The organism is Aminobacter sp. SR38, assembly GCF_014843375.1.
Taxonomy (GTDB): Bacteria; Pseudomonadota; Alphaproteobacteria; order Rhizobiales; family Rhizobiaceae; genus Aminobacter; species Aminobacter ciceronei.
Genome location: NZ_CP062116.1, coordinates 1 through 21,832 on the forward strand (window position 1 = coordinate 1; position 21,832 = coordinate 21,832).

Annotated in this window: 25 protein-coding genes and 1 pseudogene; 3 read left to right on the forward strand and 23 right to left on the reverse strand. The window is 58.3% G+C overall.

The genetic code is table 11. The features are described from left to right. From IG197_RS31810 to IG197_RS31820, 3 genes and pseudogenes are all read right to left on the reverse strand, one after another. Positions 1–194 (reverse strand): annotated as a pseudogene (locus IG197_RS31810) (plasmid replication protein RepCa2); the annotation flags it as partial. Between the two features lie 908 nt (positions 195–1,102). Beyond that, on the reverse strand, positions 1,103–3,541 hold the full coding sequence (locus IG197_RS31815) for a Tn3 family transposase (RefSeq protein WP_371746604.1): 2,439 nt from the start codon (positions 3,539–3,541) through the stop codon (positions 1,103–1,105). A 15-nt stretch (positions 3,542–3,556) separates the two neighbouring features. Then, positions 3,557–4,123 (reverse strand): recombinase family protein, encoded by a 567-nt coding sequence (locus tag IG197_RS31820; protein ID WP_192320993.1) that lies wholly within the window; start codon positions 4,121–4,123, stop codon positions 3,557–3,559. A 552-nt stretch (positions 4,124–4,675) separates the two neighbouring features. Here IG197_RS31820 and ltrA point away from each other — a divergent pair. Together ltrA and IG197_RS31830 are read left to right on the forward strand one after the other, a co-directional pair. After that, a complete protein-coding gene (gene ltrA / locus IG197_RS31825; protein ID WP_192320995.1) occupies positions 4,676–6,154 on the forward strand; it encodes a group II intron reverse transcriptase/maturase in 1,479 nt (492 codons plus the stop codon). A gap of 258 nt (positions 6,155–6,412) precedes the next feature. Beyond that, the gene (locus tag IG197_RS31830; RefSeq protein ID WP_246765493.1) at positions 6,413–6,766 is read left to right on the forward strand and encodes a hypothetical protein; all 354 of its coding nucleotides are present in this window, start codon (positions 6,413–6,415) and stop codon (positions 6,764–6,766) included. Positions 6,767–6,889: 123 nt separating this feature from the next. Here IG197_RS31830 and IG197_RS31835 read toward each other — a convergent pair whose 3' ends face one another. Further along, complete coding sequence (locus IG197_RS31835; RefSeq protein ID WP_003501156.1) at positions 6,890–9,859, reverse strand: Tn3 family transposase; 2,970 nt, start codon at positions 9,857–9,859, stop codon at positions 6,890–6,892. 16 nt (positions 9,860–9,875) lie between these two features. Then, positions 9,876–10,481, reverse strand: a complete 606-nt coding sequence (locus IG197_RS31840; protein WP_003501158.1) for a recombinase family protein — start codon at positions 10,479–10,481, stop codon at positions 9,876–9,878. Between the two features lie 188 nt (positions 10,482–10,669). Between IG197_RS31840 and IG197_RS31845 the strand changes: the two genes are divergently transcribed. Then, positions 10,670–11,095: a L,D-transpeptidase gene (locus IG197_RS31845; protein ID WP_192320997.1), complete on the forward strand. Its 426-nt coding sequence runs from the start codon at positions 10,670–10,672 to the stop codon at positions 11,093–11,095. Between the two features lie 32 nt (positions 11,096–11,127). Here the strand turns inward: IG197_RS31845 and IG197_RS31850 are convergent, their stop codons facing one another. From IG197_RS31850 to IG197_RS31935, 18 genes are all read right to left on the reverse strand, one after another. After that, entirely contained in the window at positions 11,128–12,015 is an 888-nt protein-coding gene (locus IG197_RS31850) for a hypothetical protein (protein WP_192320999.1), read from the reverse strand. 16 nt (positions 12,016–12,031) lie between these two features. Then, on the reverse strand, positions 12,032–12,265 hold the full coding sequence (locus IG197_RS31855; RefSeq protein ID WP_192321001.1) for a hypothetical protein: 234 nt from the start codon (positions 12,263–12,265) through the stop codon (positions 12,032–12,034). 76 nt (positions 12,266–12,341) lie between these two features. Beyond that, entirely contained in the window at positions 12,342–14,021 is a 1,680-nt protein-coding gene (locus IG197_RS31860) for a Fic family protein (RefSeq protein WP_192321003.1), read from the reverse strand. A gap of 2 nt (positions 14,022–14,023) precedes the next feature. Next, positions 14,024–14,236 (reverse strand): hypothetical protein, encoded by a 213-nt coding sequence (locus IG197_RS31865; RefSeq protein WP_192321005.1) that lies wholly within the window; start codon positions 14,234–14,236, stop codon positions 14,024–14,026. Positions 14,237–14,285: 49 nt separating this feature from the next. Next, entirely contained in the window at positions 14,286–14,582 is a 297-nt protein-coding gene (locus IG197_RS31870; RefSeq protein ID WP_192321006.1) for a DNA-binding transcriptional regulator, read from the reverse strand. After that, a complete protein-coding gene (locus IG197_RS31875) occupies positions 14,579–14,953 on the reverse strand; it encodes a type II toxin-antitoxin system RelE/ParE family toxin (RefSeq protein WP_192321089.1) in 375 nt (124 codons plus the stop codon). Before IG197_RS31875 ends, IG197_RS31870 begins: the two co-directional genes overlap by 4 nt. Positions 14,954–15,012: 59 nt before the next feature. Next, positions 15,013–15,819, reverse strand: a complete 807-nt coding sequence (locus IG197_RS31880) for a hypothetical protein (protein WP_192321008.1) — start codon at positions 15,817–15,819, stop codon at positions 15,013–15,015. A gap of 219 nt (positions 15,820–16,038) precedes the next feature. Then, positions 16,039–16,254, reverse strand: a complete 216-nt coding sequence (locus tag IG197_RS31885; protein ID WP_192321010.1) for a hypothetical protein — start codon at positions 16,252–16,254, stop codon at positions 16,039–16,041. Positions 16,255–16,283: 29 nt separating this feature from the next. After that, positions 16,284–16,595, reverse strand: a complete 312-nt coding sequence (locus IG197_RS31890) for a hypothetical protein (RefSeq protein ID WP_192321012.1) — start codon at positions 16,593–16,595, stop codon at positions 16,284–16,286. 22 nt (positions 16,596–16,617) lie between these two features. Further along, the gene (locus tag IG197_RS36975; RefSeq protein ID WP_371746602.1) at positions 16,618–16,860 is read right to left on the reverse strand and encodes a hypothetical protein; all 243 of its coding nucleotides are present in this window, start codon (positions 16,858–16,860) and stop codon (positions 16,618–16,620) included. 142 nt (positions 16,861–17,002) lie between these two features. Then, positions 17,003–17,452: a hypothetical protein gene (locus tag IG197_RS31900; RefSeq protein WP_246765494.1), complete on the reverse strand. Its 450-nt coding sequence runs from the start codon at positions 17,450–17,452 to the stop codon at positions 17,003–17,005. A gap of 14 nt (positions 17,453–17,466) precedes the next feature. Beyond that, positions 17,467–17,697: a hypothetical protein gene (locus IG197_RS31905; RefSeq protein WP_192321015.1), complete on the reverse strand. Its 231-nt coding sequence runs from the start codon at positions 17,695–17,697 to the stop codon at positions 17,467–17,469. Then, complete coding sequence (locus IG197_RS31910) at positions 17,690–17,941, reverse strand: hypothetical protein (protein WP_192321017.1); 252 nt, start codon at positions 17,939–17,941, stop codon at positions 17,690–17,692. The genes IG197_RS31905 and IG197_RS31910 overlap by 8 nt, the downstream gene beginning before the upstream one ends. Positions 17,942–17,954: 13 nt before the next feature. Next, the gene (locus IG197_RS31915) at positions 17,955–18,782 is read right to left on the reverse strand and encodes a methyltransferase (protein ID WP_192321019.1); all 828 of its coding nucleotides are present in this window, start codon (positions 18,780–18,782) and stop codon (positions 17,955–17,957) included. A 932-nt stretch (positions 18,783–19,714) separates the two neighbouring features. Then, positions 19,715–19,978, reverse strand: a complete 264-nt coding sequence (locus IG197_RS31920; protein WP_192321021.1) for a hypothetical protein — start codon at positions 19,976–19,978, stop codon at positions 19,715–19,717. 19 nt (positions 19,979–19,997) lie between these two features. Next, the gene (locus tag IG197_RS31925) at positions 19,998–20,300 is read right to left on the reverse strand and encodes a hypothetical protein (protein WP_192321022.1); all 303 of its coding nucleotides are present in this window, start codon (positions 20,298–20,300) and stop codon (positions 19,998–20,000) included. Positions 20,301–20,713: 413 nt separating this feature from the next. After that, the gene (locus IG197_RS31930) at positions 20,714–21,151 is read right to left on the reverse strand and encodes a hypothetical protein (RefSeq protein WP_192321024.1); all 438 of its coding nucleotides are present in this window, start codon (positions 21,149–21,151) and stop codon (positions 20,714–20,716) included. Then, on the reverse strand, positions 21,148–21,819 hold the full coding sequence (locus IG197_RS31935) for a ParA family protein (protein ID WP_192321026.1): 672 nt from the start codon (positions 21,817–21,819) through the stop codon (positions 21,148–21,150). Before IG197_RS31935 ends, IG197_RS31930 begins: the two co-directional genes overlap by 4 nt. Between the last annotated feature and the right edge of the window lie 13 nt (positions 21,820–21,832).

Here is a 21,832-nt window from a genome sequence, read left to right on the forward strand (position 1 = left end):
TCGGCCGGCGAGATCGCAAGAAGCGTATCTAGGATCTGATAGGGGTAGCCTTTGATGCCAAGGCGACCCGCGCATTTCTTCAGCGCGCTCGCGACCTGTGCCTTGGTCGCGGGCTTGCTGTCTTCCCTCATGGCAAGGGCAGCACTGGCAAGAATGCCAGGTGTCACCCTTCTGAAACTGGCGATGGTTTGCATCGGATTCCTTTCTGAAATCCGGGCAAAGCTCACCCGTTCGCAAAAGCTGCGCTCGATATTGACAGTGAGGGAAAGGAGCCTTAGATTGAGACTTGAGTTTTTGAGGTCTCTCGGAGCGACGCCAATCGCTTCTAAGATCGTTTCCTTTCCCCCCGATGTAGCTTGCTGCGTCGGGGTTTACTTTTTCCGGGTTGGGGTTTCTCCTCGTTTCAAATCACACACGACTCGCAATCGCGTTAGCCGCAAACGCTAACCGATTTGCTTGATAAAGCAAAATGATTCGGGAAATTTTCCGAGTTACAGCTTCAAGCGAACCGGTCACGACAAGACAAGCGCTTGCTTCGTAAGGTTTTTTTAAACCCGTGGCCTGTGGGATCGCATTGTCGCACAAGCGCAATCGCATCATCGAGGCCGGCATACGCACATTTCCGGCACTCATCATCAATGACTGATTCTCTTGATGCTGGCGAATCCGCGGGCATCGTTTCCCACCGTCCAGGGAGAGGTGGAAGGGTTTGGGAAGGAGGAGGAGGGAACCGTCCCTCCTTCCCATGGGAGGGTGTTTGAGGGAGGGGCGAACCGCCCTGCCCTCATGGGGTGAGATTGAGAGGGGGGCTATGCCCCTTCTTTCATAAGCTGTGGCGATCGGTCGATCCGATCGGCGCAGCACTCCGCGTTTCGACGGAAGGCAGCCAGCGGCTATCTCCGCCTTCTCCGGTTCTTTTTCTGCTTCCTTTTCGCTTTCAGACGGGAGGTTTCCAACTGCAATTCTTCATCGGTTTCTGCCGCTTCGCGAATGTATGTGTTTCCATCAACCGCAAGCTTCGCTGCTCTCTTTATCACCTCGCCAAGATGGCGTCACGACACGAAAGTGTTGGACCTGTCCGACTTTTGAGAACGTATGGTGATCACGCTGCGAGGATAGATGTTTCGCGCCGCAATGGCCTGAGATCAACGCCGTCTGTTGGGGTCCAGATGTAATCGCCGGTGAGACTGATGTGCTGCCAGCCGAGTGGGGTAATGTGTTTGATGATGTCAAGCGGCGTGGGAATGCCATCTCGGTTGAGCTCGGCGAACGCCGGTTCGAGATAGAGTGTGTTCCAGTAGACGATGGCGTTGATTAGCAGGTTCAGTCCAGATGCTCGGTAGAACTGGCTCTCGAAAGTCCGGTCGCGCAATTCTCCGAGGCGATTGAAGAACAGTGCGCGGGCCAAGGTGTTCTGGGATTCGCTCTTGTTGAGGCCGACCGTCGCGTTCCTGCGCATTTCGGGGTTCTGCCACCACTGGGGCAGAAAGATGGACCGATTGATGCGACCGAGATCGCGTAGCGCCAACGCCAGTCCGTTCTGGCGTGGGAATGCGGACAGCTTTGCCAACACCGTCGAAGGCCGAACCTGCCCGGAACGGATCGTCGTGACCAGCCGCAGGATGTCGTTCCAGTTTGCCTTGATCCGCTCGACGTTGATGTGCTCGCCAACGAGCGGCGCCAGGTTTTCGGGAGGCGCGTCGCCCGGGAAGAGATAGAGCTTGCGATCCTTGAGACCGCGCAGCCGAGGCACAATCTGGAAACCAACGAGATGGCAAAGGGCGAAGCTCATATCGCTTACCCCGCCGGTATCGACATAGTGGGTTTCGATGGCGAGATCGCTGCCATGATAGAGCAGTCCATCGAGGACATAGATGGCTTCGCTCGCATTGGCATTCATGGCGATGATGTAGAAAGCGCCGTACTGGTCAGAGGTGAACCGGTAGAATTTGGCGCCGGGGTTGGGACCATAGCGGCCGTTGAGGTCGCCGATCGCCTCGGCGTGTCCGCCCGCCGGAAAATACTGGCCATCGGAGGATGACGTTGTTCCATCGCCCCACAAGCTTGCCAGAGGCAATTGCCTCTGGGCGTTGACGAGAATGGCGTGCGCGGCCGTGTAACCTTCCTCGCGAATATGCCAGTCGTGCGCCCAGGCGAGTTGGCGCATCGTAATGCCGGGGGAAACGTCCGCCATTCTCGTGAGACCGAGATTGATGCCGTCCGCCAGGATGGCGGTGAGGAGCGCAAGCTTGTTGTCGGCCGTCCGACCGCTGCGCAAATGGGTAAAGGCGTTCGAAAATTCCGTTCGGGCGTCAACCTCGAGCAAAAGGTCAGTGATGCGGATCGCAGGCAGACGGCTTTCCACCTTTAGCTTCAGCGACTTGGCGATGTCCGGAAACATAGCCTTGTGCGGCGTGACGCTAAACCCCGCCCCGGTCAGTTCTACATCGTCGAGCTCGCCGGCTGCGGCCAGACGCGAGAGGTCAGCCAGTCCATCGTTCAGCAGCTGGCGCTGTTGGCGAAGATACGTCTCGACATCGGTATCAACGGCGATTGGAAGCGGTCCTTCCTCACGCATCAGCTCGAATGTCGGCGTGGGAATGAGAAAGCTTTCGAAAGACTGGAAGCGTTTGGCTCCTTCCACCCAGACATCGCCCGCATCGAGCCGGCGCTTCAATTCGCTGAACAGGCAAAGCTCATAAGCCCTGCGATCAATCTTTCCATCTTTGAGTATGAGAGGCATCCAGCCCTTCGGCGCAAAGGAGATCGGTGCCTTGTCGGGTATGGTCCTTTTGCCCGTACGATATAGACCCGCGACCACGGATAGCGCCCGCAAGAGGTTCGCCGCCACTGCGTGACCGCGAAACACGAGAGTGGAGAGAAACTGTGGCGCCAGTTTCCTGATCGTCGGATAGCGCTGGAGCATTTCGATTTTACCGTCGATAACATCCGGCGCGATCAGCGTATCAACCGCCTGGACACTGGTTGTAAAAGCTGGCCATTGGATGACCAGATCAAGCGCTTTGGCCATGTCCTCACCCTTCTCTCTAGCCTTGATGATCGCATGGCAGACTTTTGAAACGTCCTTCAACGGCGTCTGCACTTCCCGAACGGATCGGGTGACGCGAGCAGCCGCCTGGTTATTGGCTCGCCGCGTCAGGATGCCCATGAGTTTCTTGAACATGTCGATCGCGCAATCGGTGAGATGGCGGGAAAGGTGGAGCACTGTTGCAGCCAGGACAGCATGTCGGCGTTCGGTGTTAAGGTCGCGCAGATGCTGCGCGCTCATTCGCGTCCCCTCTGCAGCAAATTCGTCAAAGACCTTGGCCGGAATTCGATCCATCAACGTCGTCGGCAGGTTCAGAGACCGGAGAAAGCGAATGCGCTCGGCAATTCTGTCGAGGTTGACGGCGGCTGGCGACAATGCCGGCGTTCTCGCCCAGGCAAGAATGGTCACGCTTGTCCCCTCACGCGGATCGAGAAGCTTGTCCAGATGGCGCAGTCGGCCCGAAGCTGCGATTTTGGCCAACTCAAAGAACAGGTAGAGAACTCGTGATCAGATAGAGACTGACGGTGAACCTTGGCCCTCCAAGGCGCGGTAGACAGTCATTCTGGAAATGCTCAGTTGACGAGCAACGGCGGCTTTCGTTGCGCCAGCCGCAATCCGCCTGCGGATTTCTGCGTCATCGACATTCTTCTTCCTGCCCGTGTAGATGCCTTCAGCTTTTGCCGCTTCGATGCCCGCCCGTTGCCTGTCTTTGATGAACTTGAGTTCCATGTCGGCGACCATGCCGAGGATGGTGATGACCATTCGCCCCATGCTTCCGGCTGTCGTGACTTCGGGCTCAAGAATGCGGAGTGACGCGCCCTTTTCGTCAAGCTCATGAACGAGATTGAGAACGTCGCGGGTGGAACGGCCGAGCCGATCAAGCCGCAGAACCACAAGTTCGTCGCCCGCGTGCAAAAACTGCATTATGGTTTCCAGCTCCGACCGCCCCTTTCGGGACGCTCCTGATCCGGTTTCCGAGCGAATGATTTCGCAACCAGCAGCCTTCAGACGCTCGTTCTGAATATCGAGGTCCTGATCTGTAGTGCTGACGCGAGCGTATCCGATGCGGGCCATGGCGATTCTGTAACATTAGGGTAGTTTCGATTGTGTAACGTCACTTTGATCGAAAATCCACCCTTTTGTTACATATACCGCACGTCACATTTGACTGTCACTCCAGGGTGTACCCAAAAGTGATGCGGGGGCAGAACGCTGTCGCAAAAGTCACCCGCTTCAGGCGGACTTTTACGACCGACATTTGCGAGTGCGCCGGGAGACCGGCAAGGAGTATATGGTGAAAGTCCATTTTGGTGAAGGATTAGCGACCCACACCGGCCCCGAGCCGTGCGTCGGCGTCCGTGAGGACGTCGGCGAAGCGTCGGCAGGGGAATGCATAGGCCAGCCATCGAGCCGCGAAATAGTCATGGTTCCGGGTGCCGACGTTGTTCGCAAGACGGAAGGCAATACGCACGAGCACGCTATCGCAAGTGCTCGGACGACCCGGCGTGGTCGCAGACCCTGGCATGTGCAGACGCTCCTTGCATGGGAACCGGGAGATCTCATGCCCGACCGAACATGGCTGATGCCACGTGCGGTCCGCATCGGGAAGGCGAGGAGCCGTAGCCGATGATGAACGGACATGAGAAGTCAGACTCGGCCATAGTAGCTGTGAACCCGACGAACAACACCGGAGAGCCGGTGGCGGAGCCGGGGGAGCCAAGGGCCGGGACCAAGGGGAACGCGAACGAGCAAAGCACGCGCCGGGCTCAGGACCGGGAAAGTGTGTCACAGGCGCTCGAACGCGTACGGAATGCCGCAAGGCAAAGGAAGACGGAGCGGTTCACCGCCCTGTATCACCACATCACCCCAGAATTGCTTCGGATGTCCTTCTACGCCTTAAGGCGCGGCGCGGCGGCCGGTGCGGATGGAGTGACGTGGCAAGACTACGAGGCAGACCTTGATACCAACATCAAGGCACTGCACGAACGGGTCCATAGGGGCACGTACCGGGCTCAGCCGTCTCGGCGGCGGTTCATACCCAAGGCAGATGGGCGACTACGCCCGCTTGCGATTGCTGCCATCGAGGACAAGATCGTCCAAAGGGCAACAATTGCGGTGCTCAACGGGATTTACGAGGAAGACTTCCTTGGCTTCTCGTATGGGTTCCGCCCTGAGCGCGGCCAGCACGATGCGCTGGACGCTCTCATGGTTGGGCTGAACGACCGGAAGGTGAACTACATACTGGACGCCGATATCCAAGCGTTCTTCGATGCGGTCGACCAAAACTGGCTGGTCCGCTTCCTGAACCATCGGATTGGCGACCAGCGTATCATCCGCCTGATCCAGAAATGGCTGAAGGCGGGAATTCTGGAAGATGGGGTGGTAACGGTTAGTGAGACGGGGACTGGACAGGGCTCGGTGGCATCGCCGCTCCTGGCCAACATCTACCTGCACTACGTGTTCGACCTGTGGGCTGCCCGCTGGAGACGGCAGAAGGCCAAGGGCGACATGATCATCATACGGTACGCCGACGACATTGTGGTCGGATTCCAGTATGAGAACGATGCCTGCCGCTTCCAGGATGAGATGCGAAAGCGACTGCAAGAGTTTGCGCTGTCGTTGCATCCGGAAAAGACCCGTCTCATCGAGTTTGGCCGCTTCGCGGCGGCCCAGCGAGGTAAAGTCGGGCTCGGCAAACCGGCAACCTTCAACTTTCTCGGCTTCACCTTCATCTGCAGCAAATCCCGCCGGGGTAAATTCGTCGTCAAGCGACGAACCAGACGGGACCGCATGCAGGCAAGACTGAAGGAGATAAAAGAGGAGTTGAGACGGCGACTGCACCAGCCTATTCCTGAACAAGGGAAATGGCTGAGGCAGGTCGTTACCGGTTTCTTCAACTATCACGCCGTGCCGGACAATGGCGCGGCGCTGGCGGCATTCCGGCACTATGTCACTGATCTGTGGAGGCGGTCGCTCCGACGACGCAGCCAAAAAGATAAGATGACATGGGTGCGGATGAAGAAGCTGGCTGACGACTGGCTCCCAAAACCGCTCATCCGTCATCCTCGGCCCGGCGATCGCTTCGCCGTCAAACACCGGAGGTAGGAGCCGTATGCGGGAATTCCGCACGTACGGATCTGTGCGGGGGGCGCTCAGCAATGGGCGTCCCTACCGCGTTTACGAATTTGAGCGCGATTTCAGCTCGCAATTTTTCCAGTGAAAAGTCAGGACTTATGCGACACTACCTGGTCGTGATCACGTCGGCTATCTCGCTGAAACGCCGATAGCAGTCGCCATGGCTGTTGTGTCACATATCCTTGATATCGTCTCTCAAACTGGTTCTGGATAGCCACCGGGGATGGAATGAGCGCGACATTTAGAGAGCTGAGCGACCGAGTTGGTCAGGTTGGAGAACTCTATGCCCGAATGCATAATATTGAGCGGAACGCCGACTGGTATCTTTTGAAGCTAGCCGAAGAACTCGGCGAACTGACGGCGGAGCATCTTCTTCTCGCTGGCAGAGCTAAGCCCAACTCGGACGGTTCCGGCGGTACTCGTGAGGCATTGGAGAGCGAGGCCGCCGATTTGTTTGGGCAGTTCGTTCTATATTTGCGGGCTAACGAAATCGACATTGAAGCCGCTATCGAGCGGAAATGGCTCCGGCACCTTGATAAGTATGTCGGCCTCGATGCTGAAGAGACGGCAAGCGGCATATGATTGCCTTGCTAACCCCAGTCTAAAGGCCCCATTTCGGTCCATCGGCTGTCAGAACAATTTCAACCGGATCGCCGCACACTTCGACCGAAGGGGGCTCCGTGGGCATTTCTACATTAATACACGCTAAGGGAATTTGAAGTTGTTTGGATTGAAGCGGTTAGCCCGGATTGGCCTGAAGCGTTCGAGGGGTCGGTCAATTTCGTTCCAGAGGTAGTCGCCTGTGAGCGCGATATGCGCCCATGGTAGTGGTGCGACCTGGGAGAGCAGCTCGTCCGGAATGATAATACCCTGACTGCTGATATAATCGACAGCACGGCTGAGATAGACAGTGTTCCACAGGATGATGGCGTTGACGACGAGGTTAAGACCGGACGCGCGGTAAGCCATGGTTTCGGCGACGCGGTTGCGCAATTCGCCGAGCTGGTGGAGGAAGATGGCGCGTGCGAGAGCATGACGGCTTTCACCCTTGTTGAGGATCGCATGCGATCTGCGGCGCAGTTTCGTATCGAGCAGCCAGTCGCAGATGAAGATCGAGCGTTCTATCCGGCCCATTTCGCGCAGGGCCTGGTTCAGCCGGTTTTGTCGCGGCGACGCTGCCAGCTTCTTGAGGATGACGGAAGGCGGCACCAAACCTGCAGCGATCGAAGCCTTCAGCCGCAAGACCTCATCCCAGTGGTGCTCGACGACATCCATGTTGACGGTTCCAGCGATCAGCGCGTCGAGCGGTTCGTAAGCCGGATCGCGATCAATGACAAAGAGCCTGCGATTGCCGAGATTGCGGATACGGGGAATGAGCCTGTAGCCAAAGGCGTGGAACATGGAGAACGTCGTTTCGGTGGCGCCAGCGGTATCGGTTGCGTGCTCATAGATTTCGACGGAGCTTTCGTTGTGAAGGAGGCCGTCGAGAACGTAGGGGGCTTCGCCCTCGGATGCCTGGATCATGCGGGAGAAGAAGGAAGCAAAACGGTTGGACAGGAAGCCATAGATCGACGCCCCCGGTCGCTTGCCGTATTTTGCATTGTAGTCGAGGCTGGCTTCGCCACGCCCGCCAGCCGGAAAGAACTGTCCGTCCGAGGAGGAGATATGGCCGTCACCCCAGATCGCGGCAAAGGGATGGGCCTGCTGCGCATCGACCAGCACGGCGGTCGCCGTGGCGTAGGTTTCCGATCGCATATGCCTGTCCACCATCAGCATCATCTGGTGGATCGTGACGCCGCGTGAGCTTTCCGCCATACGTTCGGCTCCGGCATTGGTGGCGTCGGCAAGGATCGCTGCCATCAGCGCTGCCTCGTCGTTTGCCGTCTCACCGGTACGATAATGCGTGAAGCTGTCGAGGAATTTGGTCCAGCTTTGCACCTCGGCAAGCAGGCTGGTGATCCTGATCCGTGGCACCAGAACATATAGTCGGCGGCTGAGCGCGACGATGCTGTCGCGCTCCTCCTCGCGGATCGGCGAGATCGACAGGCCCTTGTCGGAAATCGCTGCATCCGGAATAGCATTGGCAGCCGCCGCCTTTGCCAGCTCTTTCAGCTTCGCATCGAGCGTGGCGGTCCGTTCTGCTCGCCATTCGGCAAAGCTGTCGGGGAGTGCGAGCCCGAGCCGCCCCTCGGCGCGCATCAGCTCGAAGATCGGCCGAGGCAGAAGATAATCCTCGAAACTGCGCCATGCCCGGCTGCCTTCGACCCAGATGTCACCGGCCCTCAGACGCTCTCGCAGGTGAACGAGGACCGCCACTTCCCAGGCGCGCAGGTCGATATCGGCACTGTTCGGGCGCACGCAGCGTCGCCATTTGCGGGTCAGAAAGGCGAGCGGCACCTGCGCCGGCAATTTCCGGCCGCCATAGAGCGCGCGCAGATGGTCCACTGCTACAAGGATCGGATCATCAGCACGAAACGACCGGAACGAGAACGTGCGGAACATCAGTCTGCCCAGCTTGCGCAACGATTTGTGCCGCTTGATGAGCTCGTCGAATTCGTTACTGCGATCAGGGTGGACGACAGATCTGGCTGCCGCCATGCTGGCGACCAATCCGTCCCAGCCGAGGGAGGCTGCGATCGCCGATGCAAGATCGGTTTTGCTCGCACGAGCGGCCAGAAGCGCCTCGCCGAGCTTGAGATGCTCAAGCGCCACCCCATCAAGAACCTCGGCCTCTTTTAGCCGGCGTTCCGTGCGGCTGATCTCGGCCTTGCGGCGGTTGCTCCCAATCATTTTGCAGAACATGTCGATCGTCAGGTCGGTGATCGACGCCTGTCTCTCGATGACGAAGGCGGCCAGCGTGGCGTAGCGACGTTCGGATGTCAGGCGTCGTATCTCCCGGGCATGCAGAATGCGTGCATCCCTGGCGATGATGCCGTAGCGATTGGCATGGATCGTCTTGCGACGGTCGTCGGGAATGGCGGCTGAGCGCAATACCTCGAGGCGGGCGATCAAGCCTTTGAGGTTCTTCAGCTTCGCCCCTTCAGGTGCTTCCGCAATCCAGCCAAGGTGGCTCCGATCGCCGGCCCGCTCAGCGAGGAGCTGATCAAGCGCCTCGATCGAAGGCTGCTCCAGATCCCGGATCAATTCGCGATAGGCTTGTCGACGCGCCGCCGCCCGGCCGGCCAGTGCCAGACGGATCAGCAGCTCCGGCATAGGAACGAGCAACTTTCGTTCCTTCAAGGCTTCGATCACGGCCTTGGCGATCGGCGCACCTTGTTCAGTGGCCGCCGCCTCGCGTGCCGCCGCCGTTATCAACTCGCGATAGTCACTCGTCCGGACAGGCTGAAGCTCCAGTGCAGAGACGATCTCGCGCGCGTGTTCCCGGCGCGTTTCGTCGCGCTGGGCGTAGAACTCGAACACTGCAGGGTCGATGCCCAGCTGGTCGGCGACAACAGAGACAACCGCCTGAGGTGGAACTTCGCCTATTCGCAGCAGACGGCCCAGATCACGCACCAGTGCGAGTTGGATCGCAAAGCCAAGCCGATTATGCGACCGGCGATGTTCCTTGACGAAGACAATATCCTCGGAAGTCAGTGCATAGCGCGCTTGCGCATCTTCATAAGCTTCGGGTGGTTCGAATAAAACGGCACGCGATTGCTCATCGAGAAACGCCATCAGCCACGGTCACTCGTCAAACTACGGTTTCGGGCGTGCCGGTCTTGCCGGGGCCTGTCCATCCAGTCCGCTTCAACGTGTCGATCAAGGTCGAGCGCGCCACCTTGAACGTCCGGCACACGGACGCCTTGCTGGCGCCAGCTTCCAAAGCAGCTAGAACCTGCTCGACCTTTTCCGCATCGATCGTTGGAGGTCTCCCGCCCTTACGGCCACGTCGGCGAGCCGCCGCCAGGCCGGCATTGACCCGCTCGGTGATCAGCACTCTCTCGTATTCTGCAAGCGAGCCGAACAGGTTGAACAGAAACGCGCCGTGCGAATTCGTGGTGTCGATCGCCTCCGTGAGAGATCGGAAGGCGACACCACGTTCCTTCAAATCCTCGACGATACGGATCAAGTGGGAGAGTGACCGGCCTAACCGATCTATCTTCCAGACGACCAGGACATCGCCTTCGCGCAATTCGCCGAGGCATGCCTTCAGACCCGGCCGGTCATCACGCGCTCCGGAAGCGCGATCCTGATGGAGATGGCGCTCATCGACCCCGGCCGCGAGCAGGGCATCGCGCTGCAAGGCAACCGACTGGCGCTCGTCACTACTCGATACCCGCATGTAACCGATCAACATGTGCGACAAACCTCAAATCAGGTGTTGCCGCACAGCCTAACATTCCGACAGGGTTTGTCGCGCAAAAAATGGCCCTATTGCGTGGCCAGTTTGCCCCGCGATCACGGTGAGCGGAAATCATGTGTTTCCCGTCACCTGCAAAATGCCCTTAGCGTGTATTAATGTAGAAATGACCACAGAGCCCCGAGATGGCGGGCACTGTCATAGTTGAGCCTTCCCGGCATGAACTTTTTCTTGTCCAGGACGGCGGCAAGGCGCTCGCCTACCCCGTTGGCGTCGGTAAAGCAGGCCATAGTTTCAGCGGTCGGGCCACGGTCGGCCGCAAAGAAGAATGGCCGAAGTGGACACCGACGGCGAACATGATTGCCGCCGATCCTGACGGTAAGGGCCGACTGGCGGGCGGTGTTCAAGGGGGAGCAGCGAATCCGCTTGGCGCTCGCGCGCTCTATCTATTCCAGGGCGGCCGGGACACGCTCTATCGCATCCACGGCACGAATGATCCAAGCTCGATCGGCAAATCCGTTTCGAGTGGATGCATTCGCATGTTTGACCGTGATGTGATCGACCTGTATGAGCGCGTGCCGATCGGAGCGCCGGTGATCGTCAGGGCGTGATTTCATGCCCTGACGGGGCCATTGCCATTGGATCAGAGGCGCGGCTTGGCAACCTTGTCCATATCGACGCCCTGCTTCAGCTTCGCCTCGATCGCAGCATCAAGGGCAGTCTGATGGCCGTAGGCCCGCTTGACATCTACAAGCATGATCTCCGCCGAATTCAGTTCCGTCTGAAGGTTCTGCATACTGACCCGCATGATACCGTCGCACCGATCGTCTTTGACGATCGTCAAGCGTTCCTGTGGGGTGTAGGTTCCCATATATTGCCATTGGCTGCGAAGATAGGCCGCGCATGGCCGTTGAGCAGTCTCGACCGCAAGGCTTTGCGATGTCGGTGATGTCATTTTCGAGTCGTCGCAAACATCGTTTTGGCACCGATTTCCACGACGCGGAGCATCTTTAGGAGAAATCAGCCTGCCATCAGCATATAGATAGAACAGTTGCAAACTATTTGCGTCGTTATCGTCTACGATTGAAGGCGTGCCGTATTTTTCTTCAATCTGCTTACGGAAGACATCGCGCGTGGTGAAGGTATCAAAGCCCAAGATGCGGCGGATAGAGAGCGCTCTGTTGTCGTAGACCTGCGAGGAGATACCCACATAGATTTGGTTTCGGCCGTCGGTAGACGACAACGAAATCTCGTTGACGAAATCGAGATCGACTTGAGCACCGTCGGGCGTCGCGATCTTCCCCTTCAGCCGTTGCTCCCTCGGCTCGCCGGCGTCAGGGAATTCGGCTTTCAGCTTCGATTTCACGTCTTCGATGGTATCGCCAGGGCGAAATCCGAGTGTGTCGAAATTGGCCGATTTCTCGAACCGATCTCCGGCCGGGCTCTTATCGACGGTCTCGAAGGTCTGCGCGATCGCCGTCGGGGCGGTCAGCGCCGTGATGGTGGCTGCGATGATAAGGCAGGTTTTCATGTCCCCTCTCCCCTCCTTAGCGCCAAACGAGATTAGGCTTGGGATAGACCATCGACGTGTCGGGCTTGCTGCATGTTTTGCCCTTGTAGGTCGTTCCCTCGGAAACCGCCTTACCCGTATCGGTCAGGCAAACGGCCGCCAGATCATGAGCGGCATTGCTGGATTGAACGGCACTGGTCGTCGTGGTGTCGGACGTGGTGCAGCCCGACACGACAAGGAGGGCGGCGGCCGCAATAGCGAAAATTTTCATGCGCAGAGACCTCGTTATAGCTGACTGGAATGATCGATACTTAGCAAACTGCCGCATAAAGCATCAACCGTGTCTGCTACATCTCGAAGGTCTTGCCTCTTTCATGGCCCTGCTGGTGGCCTTGTGCCACCTGCAGGGTGTTCGCCTGGGCGAAGGATTCGGCGCGTGAATTGATGAACTGCGCACGCGAAAAGCCCGCCGTGAACGCCTCAAGGCGTTCCGGCGAGGCATTCGGGATAGCCTGCGTCAGACGGTTCCGGTCAAGCTCAAGCGAACCGGGAACGCCGAAGCGCTCACGAACATTGGCGATGAAGCCGCGCAATTCGCTCAAGGCCTGCCCGTGGTTGCCAGATCCAAGCACTGCACCCAACTCATGAGCGGGCGTTTTCTCGATCCGGCCCACCAGCTCGCGGGCGGCCGGCGACAGATCGTTGACCGGCTCCCGCATAAGAGTGCGAAAGCGCTCTTCGTCGCGGGTAAGGTCGGCGGTCAGGGAGCCGCGCACCTGTCCGTAATCGTGGAGCGCAGCGACCGCGAGCGGAACGGCGGCAAGCGCCTTTTCTCGGGCCGCGTCGTCGCGGCCGAAAAGGCTGCGGTTGCCGTGGAGCGAGCCGAAAGCCTCCGGGTTGGCGCGCAAGTCCTGCGCAAATTCGGATACGGGCCGACGTTCGACATCGATACGGTTGCGCAGCTCGGCAAGGACCGCTTGCGGGTCCTGCCATACCGCATGAACAGCCGCCTCCAGGCGGCTGTTTGCGGCCTGCAACGTGGGTCGGGTCGAGATTCGGGCCTCAACCGCTTCCTGTACGCTCTGCGGCCACTCCTTTACGGCGGCAATGAGTGGCGCTTGCGCCTGCTCATGCGCCGGTTGGAGTTGGCGCGGATCGGAAGAGGTGAAGGAGATCCGCGCACCGGATTCCGGACGCGGCTCCGGCAGATCGATGACATTGCCGATAATGATCGCGCCGTCATCCCTCTGCATCATGAAATTGGGACCGGCTGCGCCGCTGAAAACGCCGCTATAGTCCTGCCCCGGTTCGGTCGTCGCCATATAGATACCATCCCATGCCGTGACGTGCGGGGCCTGCACAGGGCGGAAGCGCTCAATGGCCTGCTGCGCGACCTCGAGCGCGTTCACGCGCTCGGGGTCGGTGATTTCCGCGAACATGCGACGCATGGGCGCCAGGTCGCCGCGCTCATGGGCGGCGACTGAGACGAACGTCATGCGTTCGTCGGAAATCACGCCGAATTCGAGCGGATGCCCTGCCCTTTCGGCAAGGGCCGCGAAGAATTCACGCTGAGTCCGGCCGTTGCCTTCGCGAAAAGGATGGATGGAATTCATCCGGGCGAAGGCGTCGGCCGCTTCCGTTGCGAAGGTTTCACGATCGAGGCCGCGCAAGAAGTTGCGGGATTCGAGATCCGACATGAGGCTATTCAAGCCTCTGTCGATCTCGTTGCCGATTGCGAAGTCCTTACCGCCAATCTTGTGCATGGCCGGCATGGAAGCCTGCGAGCCGTCAGCGAACGTGAACGTTTCGTGCCTGAGATGACCGGCCCATTCGAAAACATCCTGAAACAGGTGCTTGTGAAGCGCCTGAAGATGGGCCGTGTCGAAAGTGGGTTCGGGGCCGAGACCGCTTCGCAGTTCGAGCAGCCGGATCGCAAGAACCGGGTGCTCGGCCGCTTCTAGCGCCTCGTGTGTCTCGGCCCCTATCTTGTTTCGAAGGGTCTCGCCATCGGCGAGCGTAAACGACATGCCTACTGGATGCCGAGAATGGACTTAACGCGCGGCATCATCTCGTCCAGCTCGATCTCGCCGGCAATGAATGCGTCAAATACCGGCTGGCAAGCCGCGTTCGGGCGAAGACCTTCCATAGCGTTCGACCGGAAGGCGCTGCGAACCATCTTGCGACGGCGCTCCATTTCATCGGCGGTGATGGCCGGGGCCTTCTGCTTGAGGGCTAGTGCCATGGCTTTTCTCCTCTCGTATTTGCTTCGGTGCTACCGGCTTACCTGCCAGTCAGGCTGCGGAAAGCGCCCGCTCTACTGCTTCCGGTTCCTTCTCGATGATGGTGAGAAGGATACGGGACGGCGCATCGATATTGGAACGGCCCTGCTCCCAATCGCGGACACGGCCAAAGGAAAATCCGTACCGGGCCGCGAACGCCTTTTGGGACAATCCTGTTTTCTGACGAATGGCGCGGACGTCCACCTGTGGCGGGATATGGATGCCATATTCCGCCTGATCGGCCTCGCCCTTGGCAAAAGCAAGAGCTTCCCGTGCGCCCTGCAAAATTCGCGATCCTGCCTTGCTCATTTTCGCCTCCTGAGTTTCTTCACCTGTTCACTGACGCTTTCCCTCCATATTTGCGGAAGGACTGTCAGAATTTTGCGCAGCTCGTTTTGATCTGCCTTCGATAGGTTTGCCTGCGTGTCCTTGCTGTAGATATCGAGCAAGAACACCGGAATATCCTCGTCGGCATAGAAGGTGATGATCCGATAGCCGCCGCTCTTTCCTTTGCCGCGACCGCCAAAACGCACCTTTCGCGCTCCACCTGTGCCGGCCATGATATCGCCCGCGTCCGGATTCGACGCGAGGAAGGACACAATCGCGTTGCGCTCCTCCTCACTCACATTTTCATCCTTGGCGGATGACAGATAGGCGGGTGTTTCAATGACCGTGTGCATGGGGATTAAGTACAGAATTTCCGCACATTTGTCAAGCAATATGTGCGGAATTTCCGCACTTATATTTTCACCACATATTGGCGAGCTGGCGGCGGGATATCCCCCTGTGCATTGACCCAGCAAGGCGAGACGGGAATCCTCCGTCCATCGGCGAGGGTACGAATGGTCGGCCTGCGCCAGTGGGGCTTAACCTTCCACCCGCCGCCTCCGCCTGATCCGGATCTCATCATTTCGCTCTGGCGGACATCGATGACGATCCGCGATGCAATCGGCGGCCTTCCCTTCTTCTCCCGATGTTTGTTGAGCTTGACCGGTTCGGCTTCTACACGCCTCACGGCTTGCGGGGTGGCAAGCGCTCCCAGGAGCGCGGCAACCACGCCGAAGCCGTTATCTGTCATGAGAGCGGCAGAATCGGAATCTGCTCCGCTGATCAGGACGCGCTTATGATCGCCAGTGATCTTATAGCCTGTCTGGTTGACGAAACCCATGCCGGTACGGGGCTTGTTCTCAAACATCACATTGACGGCAAGAGCATTGAAATTGCCGTCTATCTCGCTGTTCACCCGCTCACAGAAGGCGGCGAACTGGATCACCTCGCCCAATATCTTCTGTGTCCACGATACCCAAAAAAAATCATGGGGTATCGGCGCGATATTCTCGTCCCAAAGCATGTTGGAAAAGTCGATGAATACCTGAAGGGTCTCGTCCGATTTGTCTGGATCAAGGAAGCTGAAGGAAAATTCGGCGGTCTGCGGCGAGTGATGGTCGATGAACCGCGCAAGCTTATCGACTTCGCCCTCTGCCCACTTCTCCAATGAATGAAACTTCCCGGCCCTGATATATTCCAATGCTGTATGCAACCGCATTTACAAACTGCTTCTCGTCATCTGGCCGGCTATCGCTCGCCGGCTACCTCACCCTCGGTTTCCATGACTTTTCCATCGTTGCCCGAAAGCCGCTTATAAGCCTCATAGGCGGCGCTCTGATTGGGGCTGATCGTCACTGCATGCCCGGTCGATGCCGCGCGTATAACCGGCCCTCGCTCCGGCTTATGATCAGGCTTTCCCATGAAATTCACCTCCGTTTCAAAATTTGCTGTTCCGCCGCAAATCCTGCTGCCGCTGCTCCAACAGGCCGCGAGCGGCTTCCAGCTCGTCCCGACGGCCCATTTCATAAGCTTTCTGGCAAAGCCGCTGCATCTCGTCTGCCAGAACAAGCGGGTCTTTCTCGAACCCTTTCGGAAGGGTCATGAGGGCGATTTCGCCCCCACCAATCTGCTCGATCCTGATTTCGTAAGCCATTGCCCAACTCCTATGCTGCGATGGCTGGTCTATCTGATCAGGCCCAAGCGTTCGCCTACGCTCGGATCGGATTTCTGCCCTGCTTCTTCGAGCATTGACACGATGGCCGAATGCTTCAGGCCGCGAATCTCGCAACCCTGCCTGCGGGCTTCCTCGACAAGCGATTCCAGCGTCGGGAATTCCTCAAGGAAGGCTCCAAGCCAGATTTCCGGCTCCTCAAGGTCCGAATCCTCGGGAATGAACCCGTGCAGGAAGAATGTCCGCAAGGGCTTGTCGTAGCCGATAACGGCTTCCTTGTCGGTGCGCCCTTTATTATCCAGCTCAATACAATAACGGCTCATGCTGTTTCCTCAACTCCTGATTTTAGTCCGATAGTAAGTCTAATTGCTCTGGTGGTTGATCTTCCTCCGGCCCCTGCCAGATGATGCGATTACCTTGCCAGATCGTGACGAAAGCACCGCCGCGCTTTGGCGCTTCCCGTTGTTTCACCTCGAAATTCCCACATCGATAATCGCCGCTCGTCGCCGAAAATGAAACCTTGCCGCTGATCAACACGCGGTCGCATGTCCCGCTCGGCCGCTTCACACGCCGGCCTTTGCCGGTCATCTTGAAGAGCCGATATTCCCTCTCCCAGGACTCGGACGGCGCGCACCAATGCCGACACATACGGCATTTCCCGTCGATTGCGGGCCGCTTGCTATCGAGCAGCGGCCCGCCATTGTGCCCCATACCGCTCATATCTGAGCCCTCAGAACCGAAACGCGATGCAAAGGGCCTGATTGGCTCGATGGCACGCAAGCGCATAGGCGACGATCTGTGCGATTAAATCGGGATCGGCTGCGCCTGCCCCTTCTGCCCTGCTCCGAAACTCGGCGGAAAGCTCGTTATCATCGGTTCCAACATGGCGATTTCCGACAAGCCAACGAATTTGACCGGTAGGGACTTCGGCGCGGGCGGTAACGGGCAACGCTGACACGCGGCCCTTGCGCCCACTGGCGGCGGCTCCCGCCTCCTGAGCCTCGGCCTCGGTCGGGAAATAGGCTTTGACCAACTCGCGGCGCTGCGCCTCGTGGCTGGCGACAAAGGTAAGTCCGCCGTCTTCTTGATGGTACAGGCACCAATCGGCGGCGTTCCCGCCGAAGAATGGATCGCCGGTCCCGAAAAACTCCATCGCCTGAAAAATCGTGATGCTGCTCATTGTGGGTTCCTCGCTCAAGGCTTGCGCAAGCGCATGACGCGCTGATTGGTGAGAAGATCGCGGCGGGTCTGGAACGTGTATCCGTCCCAATCCTTCCAAGGCTCCCAACCGCTCGGCGTTGCGCGCCCATACCAGACGCGCACCTCGACCGTTTCCGCGTCGGTCTCGCTCGTAATCGAGACGGTGAAACTTCCCCCTAGATTTGAGGGGGTATCGAAAACCGTAACGCTGTCGCCCTTACGCATGGCCCTGCCCTCCCCCGATCCGTATCATGACTTTGCTGCGCCGGATTTCGAGGCGTCCGAAGTCGTTCCATTCCTTTCGCTCGATGACGATGCGGGCGGTATCTCCTTCCCTTTCGGTTATGGAATAACGACGGTGACGGGTGACGCCTTCGCTCCATCCGCGCCGGAGGATTTCCGCGATATGGCGCTTGTCGGTCGCTGTGATGTGATAGCCTTCCAGAAGGCTGATACGGATTTTCGACATTGCCCGCCCTCCCCTACAGCAAGGCCAGTTGCTCGGCCTGCCGCATCATGGGCGGCATGGGGCGGGCGGCGATCCGGTCTCGTTCTGCCTCCATGCGTTCGCGGCATTCGGCAAATTCAACGCAAACGATCTCGCAAATCGGGGCAACGTCCTTCCAGCTATCGCGGTAAAAAGCCGTATCGATCCCGACGCCGCCCACCATTTCAAGGCCGGTCTGGCGCTCAAAATCGACACCGCGCCCCTTCTCAAGACGTTGGTAGAGCTGCGTACCGGAATAGCGGAAGCTGGCGGACTGCTGCGGCACGATGAAAGCGCCATAGTCGGCAAGCTCGGCGGCAATGTCGATGACGTGAAGTTCAAAATCCTGACCGCGATAACGCGGGCCGGTCCCCTGCCGCTTCACACGCCCGAAAGGCGGATTGCCAATGGCGCAATCATACCGGCCTAGATCAAGCTCGCGCCAATCGAAAACATCGGCATTGATCCAACGGGCTTCCGGCAACAGCTTGCGGCCTATCTCCACATAGCGCGGGTTAATTTCAACGCATGTGATATCGGCTCCCTTCCCGCCGCCCCAAAGGCTGCGGTGATGAACGAAATAGCTCAACATGCCGATGCCAGCGCAAAGGTCGATAACGCGCCCGCTGCGGGTATCGATCTGGAAATCTGCGGCCAAGTCCCACGGCGTGAAGAATGCCCCGGCTGCACCTGTTTCGAAGTTCGCGCCCTCGTGCCAGTTCTGGAAAACAAAGTCCCTTTCATCCTCGGTGAGGCGGTCCTTTGTCAGGATAGCCTCTGCCTCGGCATGGGCCTTGCGCTGTGCTTTGCTGAGTTTTGCCATGGTGTTTATCTCTCCTGATCCGCGAAGCGGTCTACCTGTCCCGGTGAGGGGCAGGAGCCCGGCTCCTGCTCCCGAGCAGTCGGCGATCCGACCGGAGAGAGGGGGGCAACAGGCAAAACCGGAGGGGGATCACCCGCCCGGAGGGACAGGTTGCGAGGATCCGCGCGGGACGCGCAAAATCCGCGCACCTGGTCCTGCACAAGGGGGAGTTCGCCGGCGGCGCCGGCGAGCTCGCCCGCGGAAGGACGGGGAGACCGGTTTTGCCTGTTGCGGGGGAGAGACCGGCGGCCGATCTCTCCCCCTCGAGACAAACAATGAGGAGCCGCAACGCGGCTCTCCGTTTCTGATTATTTGGGCGATCTTGGCGGGGCTGGCGGCGGCAGAACAGGCGATTGTTCTGTCGATTCCTCGGGGTAGGACTGCCGGGAGTCCGAAATATCGGTCTCTCGTTCCTGTTGTGGGCGTCCGGTCCGGTCCGGCTCTTCAGCGAAAGCGAACGAGCCAAGGACCAAGACGCCGGATATCGCCAGTTGAACAAGCCTTCTCATATGCATGATGAGCATCCTTTTTCGCGTTGACGCGAATAGGACGGCCTACGGCCGGCTTTTATTCTGCGATGGCATGAGCGAAGCGACGGCATCGCCGCGTCAGTCCGGTCGTCACCCGCATGGGCCGAAACGGACGTGCCGGGAGCCTTGACGAAGCAGGCAAGAGACGGGCTTGCGGAGCAAAAGACCGGAAACGCCGTTGCTGAGGCTGGCGAGCGGTGCGGATGGTTCGGTGAGCCGGTGAAACCGGCGAATAGGGCGGCGGTGCCATTGGCAGACGCACAAAAGCCCATACCAAGTAAGTCAAGCGAACTGGCTATTCACTTCACAATCGCGAAAAGATCATAGAATTTTCAAGGCTCTAAGAGCCCTGCGCGAAGCGTCTCAAGCAGCAAAGAATTCCAGCCAAAGGCCCTCACCAAGCATCGTAGCAAGTGCGCTCACCAAGACGATACTGGACGCATCCTGAAATCTCAACCGATCGACCAGATGAGGCGCGCGGACCAACAAGGCCGCGACGATCGCCACACCCATAAGAGCAAACCAGCTCAAAAATGGCTTTGAATATCCAAGCGAAGCTGCGCCCAGGAAGGCTGAAGCGGTCGCATACCCACCGATTTGTAGCAACTGACGATCCAATATCAGCATTTGGCACTCTGTATTGAAATTAGATATCGCTGTTCGTAGATGCATGATCTAATTCCCACTCGACGAGGTCAACACCTAGTTCATTCAAACGAGAAATTCGTTCATCGAAAGTGACGTATTGCCGATGTTCTATTCCTAGCAGGAGGCCAAGCGCATCTGCTCCTGTAGTTTCGTCGTAATACTCAAACCCGTGACAAAAGAATGATTGCAATTGATGATCATAGCCGATTATCGCATTTCGATCGGTTCTTTTTCCAATAGCTGTATCAACAGACAGAGTTGCCCACCACCTTGCATCGCTAGCGGGAATTGGGACGCTCATGCTAACTCTCCTTCGACTTTCCGTCGGCTCTACGGCGGATCAGGACGACGATTTAAGGAATTGTACTGTCGAAACAACGAGCATGATCGGCGCCAGGACGGGAGAGATAGCAAAGGTCAGCGGAAAGACGATCCAATGACCGCTTCTGGACGTGTAGAACCTATTTCGCGACCATATGGCGATTATCTCCGCCAAAGGACCGGTAAACAGGGCTGCAAAGCACAGGCCTATGATAATGACCGGAATTGTCATGGCTGTCCCGATATGTCCCTGCAGGAGGAGTAAGAACAGCGTCGCGGCGATCAGGAGCCCGGCGAGCGCAGAGCGCCGGGCATAGATCCGCCGCGAAAGCATGGGGCTGCTTACAGCGTTCGCAAACGCCTGCCAGCCCTCCCCTACACGGCCTCGGGACATCAGCCCTTGGCGGCCGCCTGCTCGGCCGCGCGAGTACGAGGGTCAATGCCCTCGTCAATTTCCTTTTGGAGCGCGCCAAGGGCAAGCTCCAGCACCTCGGCAATCGCATTGCATTCGAGGCGGTCGGCAAACTCATAAATTTGGTTGTTCGTCTCGACCTTCAGTTTGACGGCGAACGGGGTATTGCGGTTGGTCGTGCGCTTTCGGCCGCGACGACGCGCCTCGCCCTCACCTTCTGGTGCGGATGGCGGGATCGGCGCGGTTATAGCGGGTTGGACGGCCTTAACTGGCTCTCTCTTCGGAGATTCCGGAGCATGGCGCGTGTTGAAGCCACTCTCTACGGCAATCTTTTCGACAGATGCCTTTGCAGCGGGATCAGCTTTCTTTGCCTCCGGTTTGAATTCGTCCAGATCGAGGCGAATGTTGTGTGTGCTCATTTGCGTATCTCCTTCAGCAAGGAAATGATCTCGCTTGTGAACGAGGCTGCATTCGCACGAGCCTTATCGAGCGATGGCACCTGATCATTGGTCAGGTTCTCAAGCGTTCTGCCGTAATTGAAGATGCCTGTGTAAGCATCTCTATGGATCAAACTGGTTTCAAGGAAATTGATTCCGGCTTCTTCGAACTGACTACCGATGTCGCGCGCGCTACGGGTAACGTAAGCCGCTGGAACGCGGGCCCAAAAGACGCGCGCCGGTATGCTCTTTCCAACACTTTTTCCCTGTCTGAGTATGAATTTCAGGGTCTTGGCAGCTTCGTTGGCATCCAGTTTTGACGGCTGCAACGGGATCAGTATTAGATCGCTTTGGGTCAGCGCGTAGCCGGTCGATAGGTTTGCCGATCCTTCGAGATCGACAACCACAAACTGGTTTTTCTCTGATTGTTCCTCGATCGTTTCGATGATGTTGTCTTCATTGACGTCACCGATAACCGTCAACGTCTCTGGACAAACGGCATCTGCGGACCATGCAACAAGGGGCTGATTAGGATCGGCGTCGATCATGCAGACAGAAGCCCCCTGCTCTGCGAGCACACTGGCGAAGAGCGTCGCGCTTGTGGTTTTGCCACCGCCGCCTTTGGTGGTCATGAAGGAAACGACAGCCATACGATCATCTTCC

What these genes read in the sequence shown, in the direction of transcription:
- IG197_RS31835 (WP_003501156.1), bottom strand. Translation starts at nt 9,859, where the DNA reads ATGGCGTTTCTCGATGAGCAATCGCGTGCCGTTTTATTCGAACCACCC.
- IG197_RS31820 (WP_192320993.1), bottom strand. Translation starts at nt 4,123, where the DNA reads ATGGCCCGCATCGGATACGCTCGCGTCAGCACTACAGATCAGGACCTC.
- IG197_RS31915 (WP_192321019.1), bottom strand. Translation starts at nt 18,782, where the DNA reads ATGGCAAAACTCAGCAAAGCACAGCGCAAGGCCCATGCCGAGGCAGAG.
- IG197_RS31930 (WP_192321024.1), bottom strand. Translation starts at nt 21,151, where the DNA reads ATGAGCACACACAACATTCGCCTCGATCTGGACGAATTCAAACCGGAG.
- IG197_RS36975 (WP_371746602.1), bottom strand. Translation starts at nt 16,860, where the DNA reads ATGACCGGCAAAGGCCGGCGTGTGAAGCGGCCGAGCGGGACATGCGAC.
- IG197_RS31935 (WP_192321026.1), bottom strand. Translation starts at nt 21,819, where the DNA reads ATGGCTGTCGTTTCCTTCATGACCACCAAAGGCGGCGGTGGCAAAACC.
- IG197_RS31925 (WP_192321022.1), bottom strand. Translation starts at nt 20,300, where the DNA reads ATGAGCGTCCCAATTCCCGCTAGCGATGCAAGGTGGTGGGCAACTCTG.
- IG197_RS31890 (WP_192321012.1), bottom strand. Translation starts at nt 16,595, where the DNA reads ATGAGCCGTTATTGTATTGAGCTGGATAATAAAGGGCGCACCGACAAG.
- IG197_RS31870 (WP_192321006.1), bottom strand. Translation starts at nt 14,582, where the DNA reads ATGAGCAAGGCAGGATCGCGAATTTTGCAGGGCGCACGGGAAGCTCTT.
- IG197_RS31900 (WP_246765494.1), bottom strand. Translation starts at nt 17,452, where the DNA reads ATGAGCAGCATCACGATTTTTCAGGCGATGGAGTTTTTCGGGACCGGC.
- IG197_RS31920 (WP_192321021.1), bottom strand. Translation starts at nt 19,978, where the DNA reads ATGCTGATATTGGATCGTCAGTTGCTACAAATCGGTGGGTATGCGACC.
- IG197_RS31840 (WP_003501158.1), bottom strand. Translation starts at nt 10,481, where the DNA reads ATGTTGATCGGTTACATGCGGGTATCGAGTAGTGACGAGCGCCAGTCG.
- IG197_RS31910 (WP_192321017.1), bottom strand. Translation starts at nt 17,941, where the DNA reads ATGTCGAAAATCCGTATCAGCCTTCTGGAAGGCTATCACATCACAGCG.
- ltrA (WP_192320995.1), top strand. Translation starts at nt 4,676, where the DNA reads ATGATGAACGGACATGAGAAGTCAGACTCGGCCATAGTAGCTGTGAAC.
- IG197_RS31855 (WP_192321001.1), bottom strand. Translation starts at nt 12,265, where the DNA reads ATGAAAATTTTCGCTATTGCGGCCGCCGCCCTCCTTGTCGTGTCGGGC.
- IG197_RS31885 (WP_192321010.1), bottom strand. Translation starts at nt 16,254, where the DNA reads ATGGCTTACGAAATCAGGATCGAGCAGATTGGTGGGGGCGAAATCGCC.
- IG197_RS31875 (WP_192321089.1), bottom strand. Translation starts at nt 14,953, where the DNA reads ATGCACACGGTCATTGAAACACCCGCCTATCTGTCATCCGCCAAGGAT.
- IG197_RS31830 (WP_246765493.1), top strand. Translation starts at nt 6,413, where the DNA reads ATGAGCGCGACATTTAGAGAGCTGAGCGACCGAGTTGGTCAGGTTGGA.
- IG197_RS31905 (WP_192321015.1), bottom strand. Translation starts at nt 17,697, where the DNA reads ATGCGTAAGGGCGACAGCGTTACGGTTTTCGATACCCCCTCAAATCTA.
- IG197_RS31845 (WP_192320997.1), top strand. Translation starts at nt 10,670, where the DNA reads ATGGCGGGCACTGTCATAGTTGAGCCTTCCCGGCATGAACTTTTTCTT.
- IG197_RS31865 (WP_192321005.1), bottom strand. Translation starts at nt 14,236, where the DNA reads ATGGCACTAGCCCTCAAGCAGAAGGCCCCGGCCATCACCGCCGATGAA.
- IG197_RS31860 (WP_192321003.1), bottom strand. Translation starts at nt 14,021, where the DNA reads ATGTCGTTTACGCTCGCCGATGGCGAGACCCTTCGAAACAAGATAGGG.
- IG197_RS31880 (WP_192321008.1), bottom strand. Translation starts at nt 15,819, where the DNA reads ATGCGGTTGCATACAGCATTGGAATATATCAGGGCCGGGAAGTTTCAT.
- IG197_RS31850 (WP_192320999.1), bottom strand. Translation starts at nt 12,015, where the DNA reads ATGAAAACCTGCCTTATCATCGCAGCCACCATCACGGCGCTGACCGCC.